This window comes from Achromobacter sp. FW305-C-30-7 (genome assembly GCF_058783105.1).
Map to the genome: position 1 here is coordinate 93467 of NZ_JBYSYI010000008.1, position 17738 is coordinate 111204.

General features: G+C 66.4%; 19 protein-coding genes. 17 read left to right on the forward strand and 2 right to left on the reverse strand.

The features are described 5' to 3' along the window. Nucleotides 1–6: 6 nt before the first annotated feature. The 7 genes from iscU (at nt 7) to AC3WOB_RS23885 (ending at nt 4757) form a co-directional block, all read left to right on the forward strand. On the forward strand, nt 7–411 hold the full coding sequence (gene iscU / locus AC3WOB_RS23855; protein WP_013394596.1) for a Fe-S cluster assembly scaffold IscU: 405 nt from the start codon (nt 7–9) through the stop codon (nt 409–411). Between the two features lie 2 nt (nt 412–413). Continuing rightward, nucleotides 414–737, forward strand: coding sequence for an iron-sulfur cluster assembly protein IscA (iscA, locus tag AC3WOB_RS23860; protein ID WP_013394595.1), 324 nt, complete (start codon nt 414–416; stop codon nt 735–737). Nucleotides 738–740: 3 nt separating this feature from the next. Next, nucleotides 741–1253 (forward strand): Fe-S protein assembly co-chaperone HscB, encoded by a 513-nt coding sequence (gene hscB / locus AC3WOB_RS23865; RefSeq protein ID WP_013394594.1) that lies wholly within the window; start codon nt 741–743, stop codon nt 1251–1253. 72 nt (nt 1254–1325) lie between these two features. Then, nucleotides 1326–3188: a Fe-S protein assembly chaperone HscA gene (gene hscA, locus AC3WOB_RS23870; RefSeq protein WP_492276354.1), complete on the forward strand. Its 1863-nt coding sequence runs from the start codon at nt 1326–1328 to the stop codon at nt 3186–3188. A 9-nt stretch (nt 3189–3197) separates the two neighbouring features. Next, entirely contained in the window at nt 3198–3539 is a 342-nt protein-coding gene (gene fdx, locus AC3WOB_RS23875) for an ISC system 2Fe-2S type ferredoxin (protein ID WP_013394592.1), read from the forward strand. Next, nucleotides 3539–3733, forward strand: a complete 195-nt coding sequence (gene iscX / locus AC3WOB_RS23880; protein ID WP_013394591.1) for a Fe-S cluster assembly protein IscX — start codon at nt 3539–3541, stop codon at nt 3731–3733. The genes fdx and iscX overlap by 1 nt, the downstream gene beginning before the upstream one ends. A gap of 139 nt (nt 3734–3872) precedes the next feature. Continuing rightward, nucleotides 3873–4757 carry a methylglyoxal synthase gene (locus tag AC3WOB_RS23885; RefSeq protein ID WP_013394590.1) on the forward strand — a complete coding sequence of 295 codons (885 nt, stop codon included), beginning with the start codon at nt 3873–3875 and terminating at the stop codon, nt 4755–4757. On the opposite strand, the gene AC3WOB_RS23890 is transcribed toward AC3WOB_RS23885, so the two are convergent. Further along, nucleotides 4750–5709 carry a LysR family transcriptional regulator gene (locus AC3WOB_RS23890; protein ID WP_492276355.1) on the reverse strand — a complete coding sequence of 320 codons (960 nt, stop codon included), beginning with the start codon at nt 5707–5709 and terminating at the stop codon, nt 4750–4752. The genes AC3WOB_RS23885 and AC3WOB_RS23890 overlap by 8 nt on opposite strands. Nucleotides 5710–5838: 129 nt before the next feature. Here AC3WOB_RS23890 and AC3WOB_RS23895 point away from each other — a divergent pair, with 129 nt between their 5' ends. The 3 genes from AC3WOB_RS23895 to AC3WOB_RS23905 are packed head-to-tail and all read left to right on the forward strand — an operon-like array spanning nt 5839 to nt 8827. Beyond that, nucleotides 5839–6813: a Bug family tripartite tricarboxylate transporter substrate binding protein gene (locus AC3WOB_RS23895; RefSeq protein ID WP_492276356.1), complete on the forward strand. Its 975-nt coding sequence runs from the start codon at nt 5839–5841 to the stop codon at nt 6811–6813. 20 nt (nt 6814–6833) lie between these two features. Further along, nucleotides 6834–8027: a CaiB/BaiF CoA transferase family protein gene (locus AC3WOB_RS23900; protein WP_492276473.1), complete on the forward strand. Its 1194-nt coding sequence runs from the start codon at nt 6834–6836 to the stop codon at nt 8025–8027. A gap of 14 nt (nt 8028–8041) precedes the next feature. Continuing rightward, nucleotides 8042–8827 (forward strand): enoyl-CoA hydratase/isomerase family protein, encoded by a 786-nt coding sequence (locus AC3WOB_RS23905; protein ID WP_492276357.1) that lies wholly within the window; start codon nt 8042–8044, stop codon nt 8825–8827. A 26-nt stretch (nt 8828–8853) separates the two neighbouring features. On the opposite strand, the gene AC3WOB_RS23910 is transcribed toward AC3WOB_RS23905, so the two are convergent. After that, the gene (locus tag AC3WOB_RS23910) at nt 8854–9657 is read right to left on the reverse strand and encodes an enoyl-CoA hydratase/isomerase family protein (protein ID WP_013394585.1); all 804 of its coding nucleotides are present in this window, start codon (nt 9655–9657) and stop codon (nt 8854–8856) included. 230 nt (nt 9658–9887) lie between these two features. Between AC3WOB_RS23910 and AC3WOB_RS23915 the strand changes: the two genes are divergently transcribed. Genes AC3WOB_RS23915 through AC3WOB_RS23945 form a run of 7 tightly spaced genes read left to right on the forward strand, consistent with a single transcriptional unit; the run spans nt 9888 to nt 17722 of the window. Further along, on the forward strand, nt 9888–10712 hold the full coding sequence (locus AC3WOB_RS23915; RefSeq protein WP_207464376.1) for an ABC transporter ATP-binding protein: 825 nt from the start codon (nt 9888–9890) through the stop codon (nt 10710–10712). Continuing rightward, complete coding sequence (locus tag AC3WOB_RS23920; RefSeq protein WP_088141197.1) at nt 10712–11590, forward strand: branched-chain amino acid ABC transporter permease; 879 nt, start codon at nt 10712–10714, stop codon at nt 11588–11590. Before AC3WOB_RS23915 ends, AC3WOB_RS23920 begins: the two co-directional genes overlap by 1 nt. Before the next feature lie 3 nt (nt 11591–11593). Further along, on the forward strand, nt 11594–12631 hold the full coding sequence (locus AC3WOB_RS23925) for a branched-chain amino acid ABC transporter permease (protein ID WP_492276358.1): 1038 nt from the start codon (nt 11594–11596) through the stop codon (nt 12629–12631). A gap of 55 nt (nt 12632–12686) precedes the next feature. Next, nucleotides 12687–13868 (forward strand): ABC transporter substrate-binding protein, encoded by a 1182-nt coding sequence (locus tag AC3WOB_RS23930; RefSeq protein ID WP_332016385.1) that lies wholly within the window; start codon nt 12687–12689, stop codon nt 13866–13868. A gap of 52 nt (nt 13869–13920) precedes the next feature. Beyond that, on the forward strand, nt 13921–14715 hold the full coding sequence (locus tag AC3WOB_RS23935; protein WP_041655753.1) for an ABC transporter ATP-binding protein: 795 nt from the start codon (nt 13921–13923) through the stop codon (nt 14713–14715). Further along, nucleotides 14712–16571 (forward strand): AMP-dependent synthetase/ligase, encoded by a 1860-nt coding sequence (locus tag AC3WOB_RS23940; protein WP_492276359.1) that lies wholly within the window; start codon nt 14712–14714, stop codon nt 16569–16571. Before AC3WOB_RS23935 ends, AC3WOB_RS23940 begins: the two co-directional genes overlap by 4 nt. Further along, nucleotides 16568–17722, forward strand: a complete 1155-nt coding sequence (locus AC3WOB_RS23945) for a thiolase family protein (RefSeq protein ID WP_492276360.1) — start codon at nt 16568–16570, stop codon at nt 17720–17722. The genes AC3WOB_RS23940 and AC3WOB_RS23945 overlap by 4 nt, the downstream gene beginning before the upstream one ends. Nucleotides 17723–17738: the final 16 nt, after the last annotated feature.

The window sequence follows — 17738 nt, forward strand, 5'->3', positions numbered from 1 at the left end:
ATTAACATGTCTTACAGCACCAAAGTTCTGGATCACTACGAAAACCCGCGCAACGTCGGTTCGTTCGACAAGTCGGACGAATCGGTGGGCACCGGCATGGTCGGCGCACCCGCCTGTGGCGACGTGATGAAGCTGCAGATCAAGGTGAACGAAGCCGGCGTGATCGAAGACGCGCGCTTCAAGACCTACGGTTGCGGTTCGGCCATCGCTTCCAGCTCGCTCGTGACCGAATGGGTCAAGGGCAAGACCCTGGACGAAGCGATGAACATCCGCAACACGCAGATCGCCGAAGAATTGGCCCTGCCGCCCGTGAAGGTCCACTGTTCCATCCTGGCCGAAGACGCGATCAAGGCCGCGGTGCAGAACTACAAAGAAAAGCATACGGCCCCGGCCGAAGCTGTGGCGGGCTGAACATGTCCGTTACCCTGACCCAACAGGCTGCCACCCATATCGGCCGCTACTTGCAGAAGCGCGGAAAGGGTATCGGCTTGCGGCTCGGCGTTAGGACCACGGGCTGCTCCGGCATGGCCTACAAGCTCGAATACGTGGACGACGTGGCGCCGGAAGACGTGGTGTTCGAAAGCTTCGGCGTGAAGGTCTTCATCGACCCGAAAAGCCTGTCCTACCTGGACGGCACCGAACTCGACTACGCCCGCGAAGGCCTGAACGAAGGCTTCAAGTTCCGCAACCCCAACGAGAAGGCGACCTGCGGCTGCGGCGAGTCGTTCACGGTGTAGGTCTTGGCTGTAGACGATCACTTCAGCCTGTTCGGCTTGCCGGCGCGCTTCGATCTGGACGCCCAGGCGCTTGAGTCCGCCTGGCGCGCTGTCGCCGCGCAGGTGCATCCCGACCGCTATGCCACTGCCAGCCCCGCGGAACGCCGCGTCGCCATGCAGTGGGCGGCGCGCGCCAACGAGGCCTACCGCCTGTTGCGCGATCCCTTGCTGCGGGCGCGCTACCTGTGCGAGCAGGCGGGCGTGGACCTGCAGACCGAGAGCAACACGGCCATGGACCCCGAGTTCCTGATGCAGCAGATGACCTGGCGCGAGATGCTGGACGACGCGCGCGACGACGCCGACGGCCTGGCGGCCTTGCAAGCGGAGTTGCAGCAGGCGCGCGCCACCATGCGCGCCACGCTGACCCGCTTGCTGGACCAGGACCGCGACTACGCGGCGGCCGGGCTCAAGGTGCGGGAATGGATGTTCGTGGAGAAGCTGGCGGAAGAACTGGCGCACGCCCAGCCCGCCGCATAGCCCAGGGCGCGCCGGAGCGCCCGCGAGGCGGGCGCCGGCATCGCGCCGCCTACTGACCATAAAAGCAGAATCATGGCCTTATTGCAGATATCCGAGCCTGGCGAATCGCCCGCGCCGCACCAGCGCAAGCTGGCGGTCGGGATTGATCTGGGCACTACCAATTCCCTGGTCGCGGCTGTGCGCAGCAGCGTCGCCGAAGTGCTGACGGATGCGCAGGGCCACGCCTTGCTGCCTTCCGCCGTGCGCTATTTCGCGGGCGGCAAGGTCACCACGGGCCGCGAGCCGCTGGCGCAGCAGGCCGAGGATCCGTTGAACACCGTTGTTTCGGTCAAGCGGTTCATGGGCCGTTCGCTGGAAGAGGCGCGCGCCAGCCGCGCGCCCTACGAATTCGTGGACGCGCCCGGCATGGTGCGCATCCGTACCGTCCAGGGCGACCTGAGCCCGGTCGAAGTATCGGCGCAGATTCTTGCCGTCCTGCGCCAGCGCGCCGAAGACGTGTTGGGCGACGATCTGGTCGGCGCTGTCATCACTGTGCCCGCTTATTTCGATGACGCGCAACGCCAGGCCACGCGCGACGCCGCCCGTCTGGCCGGTCTGAACGTACTGCGCCTGCTGAATGAACCCACGGCGGCGGCTATCGCCTACGGCCTGGATAATGCCGCCGAAGGCGTGTATGCCGTGTACGACCTGGGCGGCGGCACATTCGATATTTCCATTCTGCGCCTGACCCAGGGCGTGTTCGAAGTCATTGCCACGGGCGGCGATACCGCGCTGGGCGGCGACGACTTCGATGCCTTGATCGTCGATCATGTGGTGGTGGGGCTTGCTCCCGGCGAGTTTGCGCCGGCGGATCGCCGCCGCCTGCTGATGTCGGCGCGCGCCGCGCGCGAAGCTCTGTCGGATGCGGATGCCGCCAGCCTGAAGCTGGCATTGTCCGACGGCAGGACCGTGGACACGAGCCTGACGCGGGCGGCATTCGAAGAATTGGCCCAGCCTCTCATCGTCCGTACGCTGGACTGCGCGCGCCGCGCCTTGCGCGACGCTGCGCTGACGCCGGCCGACGTGCGCGGTGTGGTGATGGTCGGCGGCGCCACGCGCATGCCGGTCGTGCGCGCGGCCGTGGGCAAGCTGTTCGGCTCGCAGCCATTGACCGATCTGGATCCGGACCAGGTGGTGGCATTGGGCGCCGCCTTGCAGGCCAATCTGCTGGCAGGCAATCGTGCGCCTGGCGAGGACTGGCTGCTGCTGGACGTGATTCCGCTGTCGCTGGGACTGGAAACCATGGGCGGCCTGGTGGAGCGCATCATCCCGCGCAACAGCACCATCCCCGTGGCGCGCGCGCAGGAATTCACGACTTTCAAGGATGGCCAGACGGCCATGAGCATCCACGTGGTGCAGGGCGAACGCGACCTGGTCGCCGATTCGCGCTCGCTGGCCCGTTTCGAACTGCGCGGCATTCCGCCCATGGTGGCTGGCGCCGCGCGCATCCGCGTGACCTTCCAGGTGGACGCCGACGGCCTGCTGAGCGTGACCGCGCGCGAACAGAGCAAAGGCGTCGAGGCCATGGTGTCCGTCAAGCCGTCCTACGGCCTCACGGATGACGAGATCGCGCAGATGCTGGCCGACAGCGTGGCGCAAGCCGATACCGATGCCCGCGCCCGCATGCTGCGCGAGCAACAAGTGGACGCCCGCCAGTTGGTCGAGTCGGTGCAGGCCGCGCTGGCCGCCGACGGCGACCTGCTGGACGCCGAGGAACGCAAGCGCGTGGACGAATGCCTGCAGGCCGCCATGGCAGCCCAGGACGCCCAGGACGTGGACACGGTGAAGGACGCAGTCCAGGCCTTGTCGGCCGCGACCGATGATTTCGCTGCGCGCCGGATGGATCGCAGCATCCGCGCCGCGCTGGCGGGCCGCAAACTTGATGAGATTGCCTGATAACACGCTATGCCGAAACTGACTGTATTGCCTCATCCCGACTACTGCCCGGAAGGCGCCGTAATCGAAGACGCGCCCAAGGGCGTGTCGATCTGCCGCGTGCTGCTGGACAACCACATCGATATCGAACATGCCTGCGAACTCTCGTGTGCGTGCACGACCTGTCACGTGGTGGTCAAGCAGGGCTACTCTTCGCTGGAAGACGCCACCGACGACGAAGAGGATCTGCTGGACAAGGCCTGGGGCCTGACCCCGACCTCGCGCCTGTCGTGCCAGGCGCTGGTGACCGACGCCGACCTGACGGTCGAGATTCCCAAGTACACCATCAACCACGCCAAAGAGGGCCATTGATGAAGTGGACCGACACCTACCAGATCGCCGAAGCGCTGCTCGACGCGCACCCCGACGAGGATCCCAAGACGCTGCGTTTCGTGCAGCTGCGCGAGTGGGTCCTGGCCTTGCCGGGCTTCAACGACGACCCCGCGCATTGTGGTGAAAAGATCCTGGAGGCCATCCAGATGGCCTGGATCGATGAGGCGGATTGATCGCTGAGTCGAAAACGCTCCCTGCGGGGAGCGTTTTTTGTTTTGGAGCGCTGCAGATGCGGGCCGAACCCGCCGCGGCCATGTCCGCCACGGTATCATCAAGGATCTTCCTGTCGTCCCTACCTCCCTGAGTCCACCGATGCCCGCTGCCCAATTGCGCTTTGGCCTGGCCGCCAACCGGCTGCACCACGAAACTCCCGATGCCGCGCTGTTTACCTGGCTGCGCGCATGTTCGGGCACGATACGCGAGCTGGGTGTGCAGCTGCACACCGTCGGCCGCACCCACGATGCGATCGTGCGCGAGGGCATGCTGCAGGGCTACGGTGGGCTGATCCGCTATCCCTACGGCCGTGAGGGCGGCTTGATGAAGCTGGTGGCCCGGGTGACGGAAGGGCGCGACGGGCAGGCGCCGTTCGACGGCGCGATCTACCTGATCGATCCCGTCGACCCGTCATCGATTTTCCCGGAGGCGCTGGCGCTCAAGCGCCAGTGCATCACGCACGGCCGTCCGTTCATTTCGACGCTCGCGGGCGCCATCGAATGGATGGAAGTCGAACGCGTCCATGCCGGCTTGCCGCCGGATGTCTCGGCTTCGCGCCATTTCAACTTCACCGGCCAGACCGTCGCGCTGATCGCCCACGATGCGCTCAAGGACGAGATGGTGGCGTTCGCCAGCGAGCATTTCGACGTGCTGTCGCGGTTTGCGCGGCGCGTGGCCACAGGCACCACCGGCGGCCGCTTGAACGACCTGGCCTGGTCGCGCGGCTGGCCCAAGGATACGCCCTGGGTGCACCGCTACCTGAGCGGGCCGCTGGGCGGCGACGCCCAGATCGCGGAGCTGGTGCTGGAACACCAATGCCAGCGCGTGATCTTCTTCGAAGATCCGCATGTGGCCCGCCAGCACGAGGCCGACATCCAGCTGCTGGAACGCGCGGTGCGCGTGGTGACCGAGTCCGCGACCTGCGCCACTTCGCCGGTGGTGGCGCGGCGCTGGGCGCAGGCGGTGGAAAAGCGCGTCATCTGAACCTGGCCCGGGTGGGCGCGTCGCCAGGTCGGGAGTCCGTGATGATGCGGCTGACCCGGTCGGCCACGGCGGATGCTGCCATGGACAATGGCAGGACATCGGACCTGCACAGGAACACGGGCCGCGCCAGGCGCGGCTTGACGATGCGGTGCAGGATGACCTCGCCGCGCGCGGCTTCCTGGTGCACCGCCGCGTAAGACAGGATGGTGTGCGCGATGCCAGCCTGCGCCAGTTCGATCAGTTGCGGAATGGCGTTGGCCTCGGCAATCACGCGGAATTCGGCGCGTTCCTGTTGTTGATACTGGTCCAGCAGGCGGCGCAGGCTGTGCTGGCTGCCAGGCAATACCAGCGGCAATTCGGCGAGCGCGTGCAGATCCATGACCGGCAGCGCATGTAGCGCGGCTGGGGCCGGCTTTTTGCGCGGCTTGGCCGACGGCGGCGAAACCACGACCAGTTCTTCATCTATCAGGTGCTGGAAGCGCAGGTCGACCGAGGCGTCGTCGCTGAAGGTCAGTCCCAGGTCGGCATGGCCGGAACTGACGAAGCCCGGGATGTACCCGGTGCTGGACTCGATGATCTTCAGGTAGACGCCGGGCCAGTGTTCCAGGGAAAAGCGCAGGAGCGGCACGGTGAGCAGTTTGGCCATGGACATGGACATGGCCAGCGAGACGGTCCCGCGCGGTGCGCTGAGGTCTTCGCGCACGTCGGCGCGCGCCGCGTCGATGCGGCCAAGTATCTCCCGCGCGTGCGCCAGCATGCGCGATCCCGCAGCCGTTGGCGTGACCCCGCGGGCGCTGCGATGCAACAGCACCACGCCCAGATCCTCTTCCAGATTGCGTATCAGCAGGCTTAGCGCGGGTTGCGCGACATGGAGCGCGGCGGCGGCGCGGCTGATCGATCCAGTGGAAACCACGGCGACAAAGCATTGCATCGCGCGGATGGACATCGACATGATGCGTGAACCTCGTGCAGGCAGGCCATCACAAATTTATTATGGCCTGCATATTTAAACGGTATTTCTAATATATCAAGACGCTTCGCATAATGGACGCCATCCCTCTAAGAACACAACGGAGACATCATGGCGTTCCAAAGAATTCTTGCCGCTTGCGCGGCTGCGGCGGCGCTGTCCGGCCCGGCGTTGGCAGATACCTGGCCTGCCAAGCCAATTACGCTGGTCGTGCCGTTTTCGGCCGGCGGTCCGACTGATTTCATCGCGCGCCTGGTGGCCGAGCCTCTGGCGCGCGAGTTGGGGCAGCAGGTCATCGTGCAGAACAAGCCGGGTGCCAGCGGCAATGTCGGCTACCAGAGCGTGCTGAACGGTCCCGCGGATGGCTATACGCTGATGCACAACACGGTGGCCATGCAGGCCATCAATCCGCTGATGTACCCGAGCGCGAAGATGGCTCCGCTGCAGGACTATGTGCCGGTCGGCACGACGGGCGCCATGCCTAATCTGCTGGTGGTCAATCCCGAGCGCACGCCGGTCAAGACCTTGGCCGAGCTGGTCCAGCGCGGCCGCGACATGAAGAACGGGCTCAGCTATGCCACCTTCGGCCCCGGCAGTTCGCCGCACGTCTATGGCGCGTCGTTGCAGAAGCTTGCGGGTTTTCAGGCCGTGGGCGTGGCTTACAAGGGCAGCGCGAACGCCGTGACCGACGTCATCGGCGGGCAGGTCGATTTCCTGTTCGACAGCATGTCGACCAGCCTCGGCCAGGTGCAAGGCGGCCGGCTGAGGGCGCTGGCGATTACCGCCGCCGAGCGTTCGCCCTTGTTGCCGGACGTGCCCACGCTGAAGGAGGCGGGCTATCCCAGCCTGGATCTCAAATTCTGGTTCTCCCTGCAGACTCCCGCGGGCACCCCGCCGGACGTGGTGCAGAAGCTGCGCGAGGCCGTGGCCCGAGTGGTCGCGAGCGATGCCTACCGCAAGGCGATGCAGGAGCGCGGCGCGGAGGCTTTCCGAGTCGCTCCCGCCGAACTGGATGCGTTCTTCAAGCGCGAAACCGCGCAATGGACCCAGGCTGCGCAAACCATCGGCCTGAAGGGCGAGCAGTAATCATGTCGACTGAAGCACGCATGATACCGTTGAAGAACATCACCGTCCTGGACCTGAGCAAGGTGCTGGCCGGGCCGCTATGCGGCCAGTATCTGGGCGAACTGGGCGCGCGGGTGATCAAGGTCGAACCCGTGGGCAAGGGCGACGACACGCGCGCCTGGCTGCCGCAGGATGCCGGCCAATCCGCAACTTTCCTGGCGGTGAACCACAACAAGCGCAGCCTGGCCGTGGATCTCAAGACGCCGGCAGGGCGCGCCGTGGTGCACCGCCTCGCGCAACAGTCGGATGTGGTGTTGCAGGGCTTTGGCGGCAAGACCGCCGCGCGCCTGGGCGTGGATTACGAGACGCTCAGCGGCCTCAATCCCCGTCTGGTGTACTGCGAGATATCGGGCTATGGCCGCGAGGGCCCGATGGGCGAGGAGCCGGGCTATGACGTCATGCTGCAGGCCTTCAGCGGCATGATCAGCACCATGGGCGAGCCTGATGGAAATTTCGCGCGCGCCAGCTTCTCGCCGGTGGACCTGGGCACGGGCTCGTTCGCGCTGAGCGGGATCCTGGCCGCGCTGCTGGAGCGCAGCCAGACCGGCAAGGGACAGTATCTGGACGTTTCCCTATTGGACACTTCGCTTGGCCTGATGTCGTACATGGCGCAGAACTACTGGCGCACCGGCCAGATTCCGCGCCGCATGGGCACGGGCCATCCGGCCATGTGCCCTTATCAGGCGTTTCGCGCGGCCGATGGAGACATCATGCTGGGCGTGGGCAACGATGCGCAATGGCAGCGCTTTTGCGCGGTCGCGGGACTGCAGGACCATGTCGATGCGCCCCAATTCGCGACCAACGCCGACCGGGTCCGCCATTTTGCCGAGACGGTCGCGCTGGTCCAGGCGCGCATGCAGACGCGCAGCGTGGCGCAATGGCTGGATGCGCTCAAGCCCGCGGGCATTGCTTGTTCCGCCATCCACACGCTGGACGAAGCGCTGGCGCATCCGCAGGTCGCTGCGCGCGAACTGATCGTCAAGAGTGAGCACAAGGTGCTGGGCGAGGTCCGCAACGTCGGCCTGCCGATACGGTTCGGCCGCCAGCCTCGCCAGGCTGCGCTGCCCGCGCCCGTGCTGGGTGAGCACACTCGCGAAGTCCTGGCCGAACTGGGCTACGCGCAAGCTGAAATCGAAGCGCTGCTGGCGTCGGGCAGCGTGCAAACCCATTCCTGAATGCGAGAAGACAGATGACATTCCTGCGCTACGAAGTCCGCGATCGGATTGCGGAAATCCATATGTGCCATGCGCCCGTCAATGCGCTGGACGAAGACATGCTGGACGCGCTGATCGCCGCGCTGGAACGGGCCAATGCCGATCCCGCGGTGCGCGCCGTGCTGCTGGCCAGCGATTTGCCTGGGCGCTTCTGCGCCGGGCTGGACATGAAGAAGTTGCTGGACAGCACGCCGGCGCGGATTCATGCGCTGTTGTCCAAGCTGTACATCAAGCTCTACGACACGCAGTTCAACCTGACGAAGCCCTCGATCTCGGTGGTGTCGGGCGCGGTGCGCGGTGGCGGCATGACGGTGGCCATTTCCAGCGACCTGGTGGTGGCCGCGGATACCGCCACTTTCGGCTATCCGGAAATCGATGTTGGCGTCTTGCCGGCGATCCACTACGTGCACCTACCGGGCATCGTGGGCAAGCACCGGGCGTTCGACCTGCTGTTCACCGGGCGCATCTTCGATGCGCAAGAGGCGCACGAGCTGGGGCTGGTGGCGCGCGTCGCGCCTGCGGCGCAATTGCTGGAGCAGGCCCGCCTGCTGGCGCGCTCGCTGGCGGACAAGCCGCCGCAAGTCCTGGCGATGGGGCGGCGCGCCTTCGTCTACAGCAACGACAACGAATACCGTCGCAGGGTGGCGACGGCGGTCGAAGTGTTCTGCAATGCAGCCGCCACGCCCGAGGCGCGCGAGGGCCTGAGCGCCTTCGTGCAAAAGCGCGCGCCGGACTGGAGCGGGCTGCGCAACGGCGGGTAGAGCCGGCGCCGCGTGCGTGCCTTGGCCTACTTTCCCTTGAACTGCGGCGTCCGCTTCTCGCGGAACGCCCGCACGCCTTCGGCGAAATCCTGGCGCGCAGCCGTGTCCAAAAAGCGCGCCGTTTCTTCGGCCAGCTGGGTTTCCAGCGTGGCGTGTTCGGCCGAACGCAACAGGTCCTTGGCGCCGGCGATGCCGTGCGGCGCGTGGCGGGCGATGTCCTGCGCATAGGCTTGCGCCGCTTGCGCAAGTTCGCCGGATGCGGCGGTGCGCGTGACGATGCCCCAGGCCAGCGCGTCGTTCGCGGAGAAGGCGTCATGGCGCAGCAGCAGGTCCAGCGCGCGTCGGGCGCCCAGCACCCGCGTGAGGCCGTGCGTCATGCCGGCGTCCGGCGTCGCTCCAAGCTTGAGATAGGCCGTCATGAAGCGGGCCTCGGCATCGGCGATGGCCAGGTCGCAGGCCAGCACCAGCGACAGGCCCGCGCCCGCGGCGATGCCGTGCACCTGGGCGATCCAGACCTTGTCCATGCGGGCGATGCGCGCGATGAAATCGTTCAGCGGCGTGAACAGGTCCAGCAGCGTGGCGCGCACCTGGGCCGGGTCGCCCATGAACATGCTGATGTCGCCGCCGGCGCAGAAGGCCTTGCCGGTGGCGCGCAGCAGGACCGCGCGGATTTCATCGCGCGTTTCCAGCCATTGCGCGGCGCCTTGCAGGTCCTGCGCCAGCGCCACGTCGATGGCATTCAGGGCATCGGGGCGGTTCAGCGTCACGGTCGCGATTGCGCCGTCGGTCTCCAGAAACAGCGTCTGGAAAACGGGAAGTCCTTGGGTCATGGCGAGTCTCCGTTATCGGGTAAGTACCAGCTGTCGATCCAAAAACCGCGATGCTATGGTCTGAACCGAGCGCTTGCTTGGTTTTCTTTTAAGCACGCTTAGCGTAACGCATAGAACGATTTTCCGGCGCTGTACTGGCGTAGGTAAAGACAGGTTCGTTGCATCTCCTGCCTCGCGGGTTCGCCAGACCGACGTCGATAAAAACTTCGCATGTAAAAGCGAGGAGACAAATGGTGGATCAGTCCGACAGCACTGCCTTGCTGGAGGTGGATGGGGTCACGCTGGCGTTCGGCGGGGTCAAGGCGCTTACCGGCGTGGGCTTTCGCGTGGCGCCTGGGTCCATCACCACGGTCATCGGCCCCAATGGCGCGGGCAAGACCTCGCTGTTCAATACCATTTCCGGTTTCTACCGTCCGGCATCCGGGCAGATCCGCTTCCAGGGTCGCGACATCACGCGCATGGCCGCGCCGGAACGCGCGCGGTTGGGCCTGGCCCGCAGCTTCCAGAACATTGCGCTGTTCCGCGGCATGACCGTGCTGGACAACATCAAGCTGGGCCGCCACGCCCACCTGCGCACCAATGTGCTGGACGCCTTGTTCTATCTGGGGCGGGCGCGCCGCGAAGAAATGGCGCTGCGCGCCGACATCGAAGAACGCATCATCGACTTCCTGGAAATCGACCACATCCGCCACGCGCCGGTGGCCGCGCTGTCCTATGGCCTGCAAAAACGCGTGGAGCTGGCGCGGGCGCTGGCCATGAATCCCAAGGTGCTGATGCTGGACGAGCCGGTGGCGGGCATGAACCGCGAAGAGACCGACGACATGGCGCGCTTCATCCTGGACGCGCGCTCCGAATGGGGCGTGACGGTGCTGATGGTGGAGCACGACATGGGCATGGTCATGGACCTGTCGGACCACGTGGTGGTGCTGAACTTCGGCCAGGTGATCGCCGATGGCACACCGGCGCAGGTGCAGGCCGATCCGCAGGTCATCCAGGCCTATCTGGGTGCGGGCGACGTCGGCGATCTGCGTCGCCGCCTGCGGGAGGCGGCCTGATGGACATGCTGTTTTTCCTGGAAGTGACGCTGGCCGGGCTGGGCAGCGGCGGGCTCTACGCGCTGGCGGCGCTGGCCTTCGTCATTGTCTACAAGGCGACCCGGGTGGTGAACATCGCCATTGGCGAATTCCTGATGTTGGGCGCCTACGTGTTCTACGCCTTCGCCACCGGCATGGAGTGGCCGATCTGGCTGGCCATCGTGGGCGCGGTGGTGGTGTCGGGTGCGCTGGGCGCCGTGGTCGAGCGCCTGACCATCCGTCCCATGCTGGGCGAGGCGCCGATCTCGGTGTTCATGATTACGGTGGGCCTGGCGTCGATCCTGGTGGGCGCGGTGGAACTGATCTGGACGGCCGACCAGCGCCGCCTGCCCGAATTCATGCCGCGTTCGCCGGTGATGATAGGCGAGGCCTTCGTCGCGCCCAAGGTGTTCTACGGCTTCTGGGTGGCGGTGGTGCTGGCGCTGCTGGTGCTGGTGGTGTTCCGCTACTGGCGCGGCGGGGTGGCGTTGCGCGCCACGGCCTCGGACCAGGGCGCGGCGTATGCCATGGGCATCAACGTGCCGCGCGTGTTCTCGCTGGCCTGGGTGGCGGCGGGCGCGCTGGCCGCGGTGTCGGGAGTAATCGTCGGCGCGATCGGCGGCATTTCTTCGTCGATGGGCGTGTTCGGCCTGTCGGTGCTGGTGGTGGTGATCGTGGGCGGGCTGGACAGCGTGGCCGGCGCCCTGGTGGGCGGCGTCTTCATCGGCCTGCTGGAAGCCTGGGCCGGCGCCTACATGGGCGGCGAATACAAATTGCTGGCTACCTTCATCGTGCTGGTGGTGGTGCTGATGGTCAGGCCCTACGGCCTGTTCGGCACCCGTGAAATCGAGAGGCTCTGACCGATGCGCATCGCGACTGCCAAGCAGACTTATCTTGCGGACGAAGCGCTGTTCGACACCCGTACGCAGAAGGCGTGGCTGGTCTTGCTGGCCGCGTCCCTGGTCATGTTCCCCTTCGTGGCCGATGCCTACTGGCTGTACCTGGCTTGCCTGGTGGCCATCAATGTCGCCAGTGCCACGGGGCTGAACATCCTCACGGGTTATACCGGCCTGGTCAGCCTGGGGCAGGCGGCCTTCATGGGCCTGGGAGCGTACACGGTGGCGGTGCTGGAGCAGCGGCTGGGCACCCCAGTGCTGCTGAATCTGGTGGCTGGCGGCCTGGTGGCGATGCTGGGCGGCCTGCTGGTCGGCATTCCGTCCCTGCGGGTGAAGGGCCTGTACCTGGCCATCGCCACGATCGCCGCCTCGTTCATTGCGCATTTCATCTTCGCCAACTGGCAGTTCACGGGCGGCACGACGGGGATGCAGGTGCCGCCGGCGCGGATGTTGGGCGTGGACCTGGACACCTCGTTCAAGATCTACTGGCTGATCGTGCCGGTGACGGCGCTGATGGTGCTGGGCGCAGCCAACCTGTTCCGCACGCGCATCGGCCGCGCCTTCATCGCCATACGCGACCGTGACATCTCGGCCGAGGTGCTGGGCATACGCCTGTTGCGCTACAAGCTGCTGTCGTTCGGCCTGTCCTCGTTCTATGCGGGCGTGGCGGGCGGCATGTGGGCCTACTTCTTCCGGGTCGTCACCCCCGAGAGCTTCCCGCTGATCATGTCGATCTTCTTCCTGGCCGCCATTATCGTGGGCGGCATGGGCACGATCCTGGGCTCCATCCTGGGCGCCATCTTCATGACCATGGTGCCGGAACTGCTCAAGCTGATCGTCGGTTGGCTGCCGGTGGGCGGCGACGCGCTGCGCCTGATTTCGCCGGTGCGCACCATTGTTTTCGGCCTGCTGATCGTGGGCTTTCTGATCTTCGAGCCGCACGGGCTCGCGGAAATCTGGCGGCGCGTGCGCCGTTACTTCCACCTCTGGCCCTTCCGCACCTAGCCCATGCGAGGCGAGCGCGGCGGCGGCCATCCATAAGACCCTCAGGAGACTAACCATGAAGCGCATCCGGATCGGCAGCGGTTTATCGAGGTTGTTGGCCCCCCTGGGCCTGGCTGCGGCCTTGTCGGCAGCGCCGGCCGCGCAGGCGGCCGAGGACCTGGTGCTGGGCGGCTCCATCCCGCTGAGCGGGGTGTTTGCCTTCGCGGGGCAGGGCATCCATGCCGGCATTACCGACTACGTGAAGATCGTCAACGACCAGGGCGGCGTGAAGGGGCGCAAGCTGCGCTACGTGCCGGAAGACACGGCCTACAAGGTGGATGCGTCGGTGGCGGCGTTCAAGAAGATCACCAGCCAGAACAAGGTGAACTTCTACTACGGCGATTCCACCGGCTTTTCCAAGACCATCAATGCCGAGTTGAACCGCACGGGCGATATCCTGATGACCGGCGCGTCGTTTGCCACCGAATTGAACGATCCGGCCAAGTATCCGGCCCAGTTCATGCTGGGACCGGATTACACGGAAATGTTCGGCATCCTGCTGCGCTACATCGCCAAGGAGCAGCCCGGCGCCAAGGTGGCGTTCGTGTATTCGGACACGGAATTCGGCCGCGATCCCATCGCCAGCTCGCGCGCGGTGGCGGAAAAGCTGGGCCTGAAGGTTGCGACCGAGATCATGACGCCGCCGGGCAGCGTGGACGTGTCGACCGAAGTCATCAAGCTGCGCCGCGCCGATCCGGACTACACCATCTTCCACGGCTACGTGCTGGCGCCCATTCCCGAGTTCGTGGGGCAGGGCAAGCGCATGGGCCTGAAGACGCGCTACATGGGCACGTTCTGGACCATGGACAACTCCACCGTGATGCAGATGGGCGAGGACGCCGAGGGCTTCATGGGCGTGATGCCGTACCGCTACTACTACGACACGGCGGCCGACGCGCCGATGCTGAAGAAGATCCGCGAGATGCGCCCGACGTACCAGAGCACGGGCTACATGCAGGGCTTCCTGGCCGCCATGCTGTTCACCGAGGTCGCCAAGCGCACGCTGGACGCCGGCAAGGAACTGACCAGCGCCAACATGAAGGCGGCGCTGGACGGCATCAAGGATTTCGACACGGGCGGCCTGATCGGCGTGCCGATTTCGATCAAGGGTAATTCGATCCCGGTGGGCCGGATCTATCGCGCCGATGTGAAGCAGAAGCAGATGGTGCCGGCCTCCGACTGGATCGTGCTGAAGTGAGGCGCCTGTGAACCCTGGACATGAGGCGCAGGCCGCGCCGCCGGCTCCGGCGGTGCTCGATATCAACAACATCGAAGTCGTCTACAACAAGGCGGTGCAGGTGCTGCGCGGCTTGTCCTTGTCGGTGCCGGCCGGCAGCATCGTGGCGCTATTGGGCAGCAACGGCGCCGGCAAGTCCACCACGCTGAAGGCCGTGTCCGGCCTGCTGGACCTGGAGGACGGGGCGCTGGTGCGCGGGCAGATCGTCTTCAATGGCGGCGACACCGCGGGCGCCAGGCCGCAGAACCTGGTGCGCGCGGGGCTGGCGCACGTGATGGAAGGGCGCCGGGTGTTCGAGGACCTGACTGTCGAAGAGAACCTGGTGGCCGCGACCTATGCCTTGACGGGCAGGCCGGGGGCGAAGGTCGATTTCGATCTGGTCTATGGCTACTTCCCGCGCCTGTTCGAGCGCCGCCGCGGCCTGGCGGGCTATCTGTCGGGCGGCGAGCAGCAGATGCTGGCCATCGGCCGCGCGCTGATCGCGCAGCCCAGCCTGATGCTGCTGGACGAACCTTCGCTGGGCCTGTCGCCGATGCTGGTGGAGAACATCTTTTCCATCATTGCGCGCATCAACCACGAGCAAGGAGTGTCGATGCTGCTGGTGGAGCAGAACGCCTCGGTGGCGCTGGCGGTGGCCCATTACGGCTACATCATGGAAACCGGCAAGGTGGTGATAGACGGCAGCGCCGAAAAGTTGGCGGCGGACCCGGACGTGCGCGAGTTCTACCTGGGCGTGGGCGGCACGGGCGAGGCCCGCGGCTTTCGCGACATCAAGCACTACAAGCGCCGCAAGCGCTGGCTGTCATGACGGACAAGCACATGGATATCTCCGGCGCTTCGGCGCAGGCGTGGCCGGCCCTGACGCTGCCGCAGATGCTGCGCGAGCAGGCGCGCCGCCAGCCCGGGGCCATCGCCATCCGGCAGAAGGACTTCGGCATCTGGAAGCCCATGACCTGGGCGGAATACTGGAGCCGGGCCTGCCGCGTGGGACTGGGCCTGCGCGCCCTGGGTCTGAGCGCGGGCGGACGGGTCGCCATCGTCTCCGAGAACCGCGTGGAATGGCTGCTGACCCAGATGGGGGCGGGCGCGGTCGGCGCGGTGGCGGTGGGCGTGTACTCCACCAGCCCGGCCGAGGAAATGGGCTACGTGCTGGAGCATGCGGACGTTGAGTTGGTGGTGTGCGAGGACCAGGAGCAGACCGACAAGGTGCTGCAGGTGGCCGACAGGCTGCCGCTGTTGCGCCGCATCGTCATGATGGAAACCAAGGGCCTGCGCTCCTATGCGCCGGCGGAGCGCGAGCGCATCGTGACCTACGCCGAGATCGAGGCCGAAGGCGCGCGGCGCGAGGCGGCCGAGCTCGCTGCCTTGAACCAGGCGCTGGACGCCCAGCGGTTGGACGACACCGGTCTCATGATCTACACCTCCGGCTCCACCGGCAAGCCCAAGGGCGCGATGCTGAGCTACGGCAATATGCGCGGCGTGGCGCCGGGCATCGCCGAGCGGCTGGCGATGGACGGCAATAGCGTGCACCTGTCCTACTTGCCGCTGTGCCATGTGGCCGAACAGATGCTCTCCACCTTCGTGCCCCTCTACCTGGGCGCACAGGTGAACTTCGGCGAATCGATACGCACGGTGCAGGAAGATCTGCGCGAGGTCGCGCCGACGATATTCCTGGGCGTGCCGCGCATCTGGGAAAAGCTGCACGCCGCCATTTCGATCAAGATGCAGGAAGCGGGGCGCTTGCAGCAATGGCTGTACCGGCGCGCGCTGGCGGCGTGCACGCCGTTCCTGGAGAAGTCTCCTGCGCAATACACGCTGCGCGAGCGCTGGACCCGCTGGCTCTGGTACTGGCTGGTGTTGCGCGCCTTGCAGAACTTCATCGGTCTGCGGCGGGTGCGCGTGGCCATGACGGGGGCCGCGCCGATCTCGCCCGACGTGGTGCGCTACTTCCGCACGCTGGGCGTGCCGCTGATCGAGGTCTACGGACTGACGGAGTCGGCGGGCATGATCTTCGGTCAGCATCCGGACCGCGTGAAGGTGGGCACCGTGGGTGAGCCCATCCTGGGGGTGGAATGGCGCATGGGCGAGGCGGGCGAGCTGCTGGTGCGCGGCGAGATGGTGTTCCAGGGCTATTACAAGAACCCGGAAGCCACTGCCAGTACCGTGCGCGACGGCTGGCTGTACACGGGCGATGTGGTGGCTGAAGAAGCGGGCCGCGTGCGTATCGTGGACCGTCTGAAGGACATCATGATTACGGCGGGCGGTAAGAACCTGACGCCTTCCGAGATCGAGAACGCGGTCAAGGGCAGCCCCTACGTCAAGGAATGCATCGTGATCGCGGACGGCAGGAAGTACGTGTCCGCGCTGATCCAGCTGGAGTTCGATACGGTGGGCAAGTGGGCCGAGTCGCGCCGCATCGCCTTCACGCATTTCCGCTCGTTGGCCGAATGCGCGCAGGTGCGCGAGCTGGTGCAGCAGGAGGTCGCGCGCGCCAACGCGGGCCTCGCGCCCGTGGCGCAGATCAAGCGCTTCCATCTGCTGACCAAGGAACTGGACCATGATGACGGCGAAGTGACCGCGACCATGAAGGTCAGGCGCGCCAGCATCTACCGCAGCTATGCGGATGAAATCGAAGCGCTCTACGTTGAGGAGACGACGGCATGAATGAAGCCGTGATCGTGGAGGCCGTGCGCACGCCCTTCGGGCGGCGCGGCGGATGGTGGGCCGATACGCGGCCGGACACGCTGCTGGCCGAGACCGTGCGGGGCCTGCTGGCGCGAGCCGGACTGCCGGGCGCGCAGGTCGAGGACCTGATCGCGGGCTGCGTCAGCCAGGCGGGCGAGCAGGGCGCCAACATCGGCAGGCTGGCCGCCATGCTGGCGGGCTTGCCCGAGAGCGTGCCGGGCGTGGCGCTCAACCGCATGTGCGGGTCCAGCCAGCAGGCGGTGCATTTCGGCGCGCAAGCGATTGCCGCAGGCGACATGCGCTACGTGGTGGCCGGCGGCGTCGAAAGCATGAGCCGGGTGCCGATGTTCCTGGACGTGACGCTGGGACAAGGCGAGTTCCGCGGCTTCGAAGGCTTGAACCCCGCCTTGCTGGACCGCTATCCATTGATTCATCAGATCGAGAGCGCGGAGCGGATTGCGGAGCGCTGGCAGCTGTCCCAGGCCGAGATGGACGAATGGGCCAGGGAGAGCCATGCGCGCGCCTGGAGCGCGGCGCAGGCCGGCCGCCACGCCGAGTTGCTGCCGGGGCCGCGCGCAGATGCCGGGCGCGACGAAGGCATACGCGAGAAGACGGACCCGGCCCGCATGGCGGCCATGGCGCCCGCCTTGCGACCGCCGGGCCAGGGCGGCGTCACCGCCGCCAACGCCAGCCAGTTGGCGGACGGCGCCTCGGCGGTGCTGCTGGCCGACCGCGATGCGGCCTTGGCCGACGGCCTGCGGCCGCGCGCGCGCTTCCTGGCGCGGGTGGTGGTGGGATCGGACCCGGTGCTGCAATTGACGGGCGTGATCCCGGCGGCCCGGCAGGCGCTGGCGCGCGCCGGCCTGAGCCTGGAGGACATAGACTGGATCGAGATCAACGAGGCCTTCGCCAGCGTGGTGCTGGCCTGGCAGCGCGAACTGGGCGCCAAGCTGTCGCGCGTCAATCCTTGGGGCGGCGCGATCGCTCACGGCCATCCGCTAGGGGCCACCGGCGCCGGGCTGATGGCCAAGATGCTGACGGGACTGGAAGCCACCGAAGGCGAGCTGGGCATGCAGCTGATGTGCATCGGCCACGGCATGGCCACGGCGACCATCATTCAAAGGCTGTGACCGCACCATGGAGAAA

Excerpts from the sequence above, each read along its gene's own strand:
- iscU (WP_013394596.1), top strand. The coding sequence starts at position 7 with ATGTCTTACAGCACCAAAGTTCTGGATCACTACGAAAACCCGCGCAAC.
- iscA (WP_013394595.1), top strand. The coding sequence starts at position 414 with ATGTCCGTTACCCTGACCCAACAGGCTGCCACCCATATCGGCCGCTAC.
- hscA (WP_492276354.1), top strand. The coding sequence starts at position 1,326 with ATGGCCTTATTGCAGATATCCGAGCCTGGCGAATCGCCCGCGCCGCAC.
- fdx (WP_013394592.1), top strand. The coding sequence starts at position 3,198 with ATGCCGAAACTGACTGTATTGCCTCATCCCGACTACTGCCCGGAAGGC.
- iscX (WP_013394591.1), top strand. The coding sequence starts at position 3,539 with ATGAAGTGGACCGACACCTACCAGATCGCCGAAGCGCTGCTCGACGCG.
- AC3WOB_RS23885 (WP_013394590.1), top strand. The coding sequence starts at position 3,873 with ATGCCCGCTGCCCAATTGCGCTTTGGCCTGGCCGCCAACCGGCTGCAC.
- AC3WOB_RS23890 (WP_492276355.1), bottom strand. The coding sequence starts at position 5,709 with ATGTCGATGTCCATCCGCGCGATGCAATGCTTTGTCGCCGTGGTTTCC.
- AC3WOB_RS23895 (WP_492276356.1), top strand. The coding sequence starts at position 5,839 with ATGGCGTTCCAAAGAATTCTTGCCGCTTGCGCGGCTGCGGCGGCGCTG.
- AC3WOB_RS23900 (WP_492276473.1), top strand. The coding sequence starts at position 6,834 with ATGATACCGTTGAAGAACATCACCGTCCTGGACCTGAGCAAGGTGCTG.
- AC3WOB_RS23905 (WP_492276357.1), top strand. The coding sequence starts at position 8,042 with ATGACATTCCTGCGCTACGAAGTCCGCGATCGGATTGCGGAAATCCAT.
- AC3WOB_RS23910 (WP_013394585.1), bottom strand. The coding sequence starts at position 9,657 with ATGACCCAAGGACTTCCCGTTTTCCAGACGCTGTTTCTGGAGACCGAC.
- AC3WOB_RS23915 (WP_207464376.1), top strand. The coding sequence starts at position 9,888 with ATGGTGGATCAGTCCGACAGCACTGCCTTGCTGGAGGTGGATGGGGTC.
- AC3WOB_RS23920 (WP_088141197.1), top strand. The coding sequence starts at position 10,712 with ATGGACATGCTGTTTTTCCTGGAAGTGACGCTGGCCGGGCTGGGCAGC.
- AC3WOB_RS23925 (WP_492276358.1), top strand. The coding sequence starts at position 11,594 with ATGCGCATCGCGACTGCCAAGCAGACTTATCTTGCGGACGAAGCGCTG.
- AC3WOB_RS23930 (WP_332016385.1), top strand. The coding sequence starts at position 12,687 with ATGAAGCGCATCCGGATCGGCAGCGGTTTATCGAGGTTGTTGGCCCCC.
- AC3WOB_RS23940 (WP_492276359.1), top strand. The coding sequence starts at position 14,712 with ATGACGGACAAGCACATGGATATCTCCGGCGCTTCGGCGCAGGCGTGG.
- AC3WOB_RS23945 (WP_492276360.1), top strand. The coding sequence starts at position 16,568 with ATGAATGAAGCCGTGATCGTGGAGGCCGTGCGCACGCCCTTCGGGCGG.